The 4,008-nt window shown below is 43.9% G+C and carries 3 protein-coding genes; 1 reads left to right on the top strand and 2 read right to left on the bottom strand.

Features of this window, described 5'->3' with window-relative positions; genetic code table 11:
* Both VGA95_09850 and VGA95_09845 read right to left on the bottom strand, forming a co-directional pair.
* Window positions 1–413 (bottom strand): type II toxin-antitoxin system VapC family toxin (locus VGA95_09850; protein ID HEX9666843.1); only part of this gene is annotated, 413 nt, incomplete at its 3' end.
* The gene (locus VGA95_09845) at window positions 410–652 is read right to left on the bottom strand and encodes an Arc family DNA-binding protein (GenBank protein HEX9666842.1); all 243 of its coding nucleotides are present in this window, start codon (window positions 650–652) and stop codon (window positions 410–412) included. The genes VGA95_09850 and VGA95_09845, both read right to left, overlap by 4 nt.
* Window positions 653–1,452: 800 nt before the next feature.
* Here VGA95_09845 and VGA95_09840 point away from each other — a divergent pair.
* Window positions 1,453–3,975, top strand: coding sequence for a methyltransferase domain-containing protein (locus VGA95_09840; protein ID HEX9666841.1), 2,523 nt, complete (start codon window positions 1,453–1,455; stop codon window positions 3,973–3,975).
* Window positions 3,976–4,008 lie beyond the last annotated feature (33 nt).

Below are 4,008 nucleotides of genomic sequence, written 5' to 3'. Positions count from 1 at the left end.
CGATCAGTCTCTTTAGTGGAGAACGAAGTCATTTCCATTGCTATCCAGGAGAAAGCATTCAACACCTTTTTATCAGATGTTACCAACTTAACCCCAACCTGCTCAGCTAGGGTAACATACTCGCAGTCATAAGCTGAACATTTAGAGCTTTCAGCCAGTTCTAACACCCTTGCTGATTCCACTTCGAATTCCCTTCCCTGCATTAAGACCTCCGCCTCCTGCATTAGTGCTTTTGCATCATCCAAGTGAATTCGTCTCTTCCGAACATAGAATGCTAAGACGCTCCGGAACTCTGACCGCCAGAGATATGGAGCGATCCATTCCGTGTCTTTTTTGAATACACCTTCAGCCTGAGCTGTGTGTTCCCCTTCGATTAGTAGAAAAGCAATAACATTGGTATCAACAACTATCACAACCGCCCCTCACCTTTTGCCTTTGAGAGCTCTTTATCGGTAAGCAAGAAATTGGAAGTTTTCTTACGCAGCTTACGGATTCTCGTTAATGTGGTTGCAATGTTAAGCTTCGGAGCTAGGAGCGCCCGTTCAAGGCATACTATAAATTCACTGTTAATGCTTCGACGGTGGTCCGCCGCACTTTGCCTTAGCTTTTTATACAGATCATCAGGAATGTTTTTTATTGTCATTGTTGCCATTTGAAGTCCCTCCACAAAGATTCCAAAGTGAAACCATAATGGAAGTTTATAATTGATTTCAGTTTATGTCAATAATAAAATCGAGACAACAGACACTACTTATTCAGCAGTTATGGGGTCTGTTCTTATTTTATTCTCGTTTCACGTACGTTAACAAACCACAGTAGGGCCCGTTCCCCGAACGGGCATCGATATTAAGTGCCATTGCGAGCCGAAGCCCTGAGCCTCTCCTGAGGATGTGGAAGGGCACTAGCGAAGGGCCTGTCCTGAACCTAGTCGAAGGAGTGGCGAAGCAATCTGCTACATTCCATAGAAATAATTTATTGGTAACGCTCTGCCAATTGGGCAGGAGATTGCTTCGACTGACTGAGCCTGCACTGAACACATGTGAAGTGTCAGTCTCGCAATGACAAGAAAAAACATATGTACTTTTTTGGTTGGTATGGAGACCTGTAGGTCTCCTCTACATTTCTTCATTGTAGATGGATAATCACCCCCACCTTAATCCTCCCCCTGATATGGGGAGGAGAAAAGAACCGGTCAATTTTTTCGCTATTTAGTAGAATTTGCGAAACTCTGTATTCGTTTTATCATCTTAATTTAATCTGATTTGCTGCTTAACATATCAAAATAATCTACGCATTCTCACTGATGCGCGAAATGACGGGTTACTCATCGGCAAAAAAGGGACCTAAGTAACGTTATATGAAATCCTGATCTATTTATAGTAAGCTTAAACAAGGTGGCATAATAATTTTTACCACACCAAAAAAGCAGCCATTAATACCGGAGGAGTAAAAATGGAATTATCCGAAAAATCAATTTTGCACGCCCCACCCTACTCAGATATTCATCTAAATAATCTTCACGTTCTGATCGATCCTGAAGGCCCAAACTGGATAAGCACAGATTCTCGAGGCGCCAGAATCTATGGCTACATCGATGGTAAGAGAAATTTCAACGACATTGTAAAGCTATATGCGTCGGAATTCGGATTAGGCATTACCAAAGCCTGGGTGCACGTCAACACATTCGTCAAGGATGCCCTGAGGGAAAAGATCTTATCTTTCAACCCAGTTGTGAGAGCACCTTATAAGGGGCGAGGCGAATATTTGAAAACCCACCGTCTAAGCGAGCTCTGGATACATACCAATAACTCCTGTAATCTCCAATGTACGCATTGCCTGGTTAGTTCAGGACCCTGGGAAGGCAAAGGCCTACCCACAGAAGACATAACACGCATAATAGATGAAGCCAGGGAGTTCGGGGTATTAAGGTTTTACTTTACCGGCGGTGAACCATTCATAAGGAAGGATATCTTCGAGCTGATCGAATATGTCACGCGAGACGAGTATTCTGAGTTAATCATACTGACTAACGGAATGTTTCTTAATAAAAAGAACAGCATTGATCTGATCCTGGAAACCGGTCGAGGGCGTGTAAAACCACAGATCAGCTTGGACGGTTCCAATGCCGAGGTCAATGACCCCATCCGTGGTAAAGGCACTTTTGAAAAGATTACAAAAGGAATTAAGGCGGCCGTTCAGGCCGGACTCAGCCCCACAGTAACTACGGTCGTAAACTCCCATAATGCCAAAGATGTGCCCGAAATCACCAGGCTACTGGCGTCGCTTGGCGTAAAAAATCATCATTTACTATGGGTACATCAGACGGGAAGGATAATGAATGGTGGGAGGGATCTGATTCTTCCCACATATGAGTTGATTGATGTGGTGAAAAAGGTTAAAAAAACCGCAGATGGGCTTGGTATTACTGTTGATAATTTTGAAACTATAAGGGCAAAGTTGATGACTAGAAAGTTCACAAAGTTTGATCTGAGCAATTCATGCTGGGATAGCCTGTGCGTTTATTCCGATGGCGACGTTTATCCCTCTGCAGCGCTGGCGAATACAAAGGAATTAAGCTCAGGGAACATAAAAGAAAAATCACTCAAAGAGATCTGGAATGAGAGCAAAGTTTTTGAGATGTTTAGAGGTGCAACTGTTCAAAACAGATCAAAGTGTAACGATTGCTTTTTGAAATTCATATGCGGAGGCGGCGATATTGAACATTCGTATTTCTATAATAGAGCCACTTTTGGCAGGGGGGATTTAGCTGGATCAGATCCCTACTCCGACCTTCATGAATACATGATAGTCTCAACCTTATTGGAGCTTGCAGGAGAAAAGGTAATTGACCATAACAATAGATCAGGTTTTGACTCGCCCCATGTATTTTTGGCGATGGGCGAAGGCGCTGTCTCGTGTGGCATGAATGAAATCAATGGAAATGGGATTCGAAATGCTAAGCCCAGCGGTACCTCTGATTTCCATATTGAGTTATCCCATTCAAATTGTGTACTGACGTTTGATATTGATAAATCACGTGAAGTCGTTAGAGAATTCTATGGAAAAGCGGCGGAGGAACCTCAAAAGGAGCTATGCTGCCCAACAAGCTATCCTACAGGAGACATCAGTCATATACCGAATGATGTCATTGAGAGATTCTACGGGTGTGGAAGCCCGATCAGCATTGCGGATGTAAAGCCCGGCGAGACCGTTGTTGATCTCGGGTCCGGTGCCGGAATCGATTGCTTTATCGCTGCAAAAAAGGTTGGCAAAAATGGGAAGGTAATCGGCATTGATATGACGGATCAGATGCTGGGGGTCGCAAATGAATGTAAATCCACCGTTACAAAAAATCTCGGGTACGACGTCGTAGAATTTAAAAGAGGGTTCTTGGAAAAAATACCTGTTGAAAACAAGACGGTGGATTTAATCACATCGAATTGCGTGATCAACCTCTCGCCCGATAAGAAGAGGGTGTTTTCGGAGATGTGGCGCATCCTCAGAAATCACGGGAGAATTGTCGTATCCGACATCGTCTCGGAAAAAGAGGTCCCGGAACATATTGTAACGAACGACCATCTCTTGGGTGAATGTATCGCCGGCGCTTTAACAGAGGAACAGTTTCTTTCACACCTCGAACAAGCAGGATTCTATGGGCTACAGCTTCTCAACAAGATTTACTGGAAAAACGTTGAAAACCACAGGTTTTATTCGATCACAGTAAGGGGCTATAAATTTGAGAAGAGCGCAGGGTGTGTCTACATCGGTCAGAGGGCAATTTATCTGGGACCACTTAAGGCAATTGCTGATGAGGAAGGACATTTGTTCCCTCGAAATGAAGCCGTCGAAATCTGCACAGATACGGCGGAGAAACTCGCCAAACCTCCCTATGAACGGATGTTTATTATTACCGATCCTACGAGAGAGGTGAACGAGGATTATAGATGCTGCGTGGATGGGGGAAACTGCTGTTAGCAGGAGGGAAATTACGTAAATCCTATGCTCCTA

The sequence above is a fragment of the Thermodesulfobacteriota bacterium genome (assembly GCA_036397855.1).
GTDB lineage: Bacteria > Desulfobacterota_D > UBA1144 > Nemesobacterales > CSP1-2 > DASWID01.
This window is presented reverse-complemented; position numbering and strand designations above follow the sequence as displayed.

Bases quoted from the DNA above. Each gene is read 5' to 3' on its own strand.
- VGA95_09845 (HEX9666842.1), bottom strand. From the start codon at position 652: ATGGCAACAATGACAATAAAAAACATTCCTGATGATCTGTATAAAAAG.
- VGA95_09840 (HEX9666841.1), top strand. From the start codon at position 1,453: ATGGAATTATCCGAAAAATCAATTTTGCACGCCCCACCCTACTCAGAT.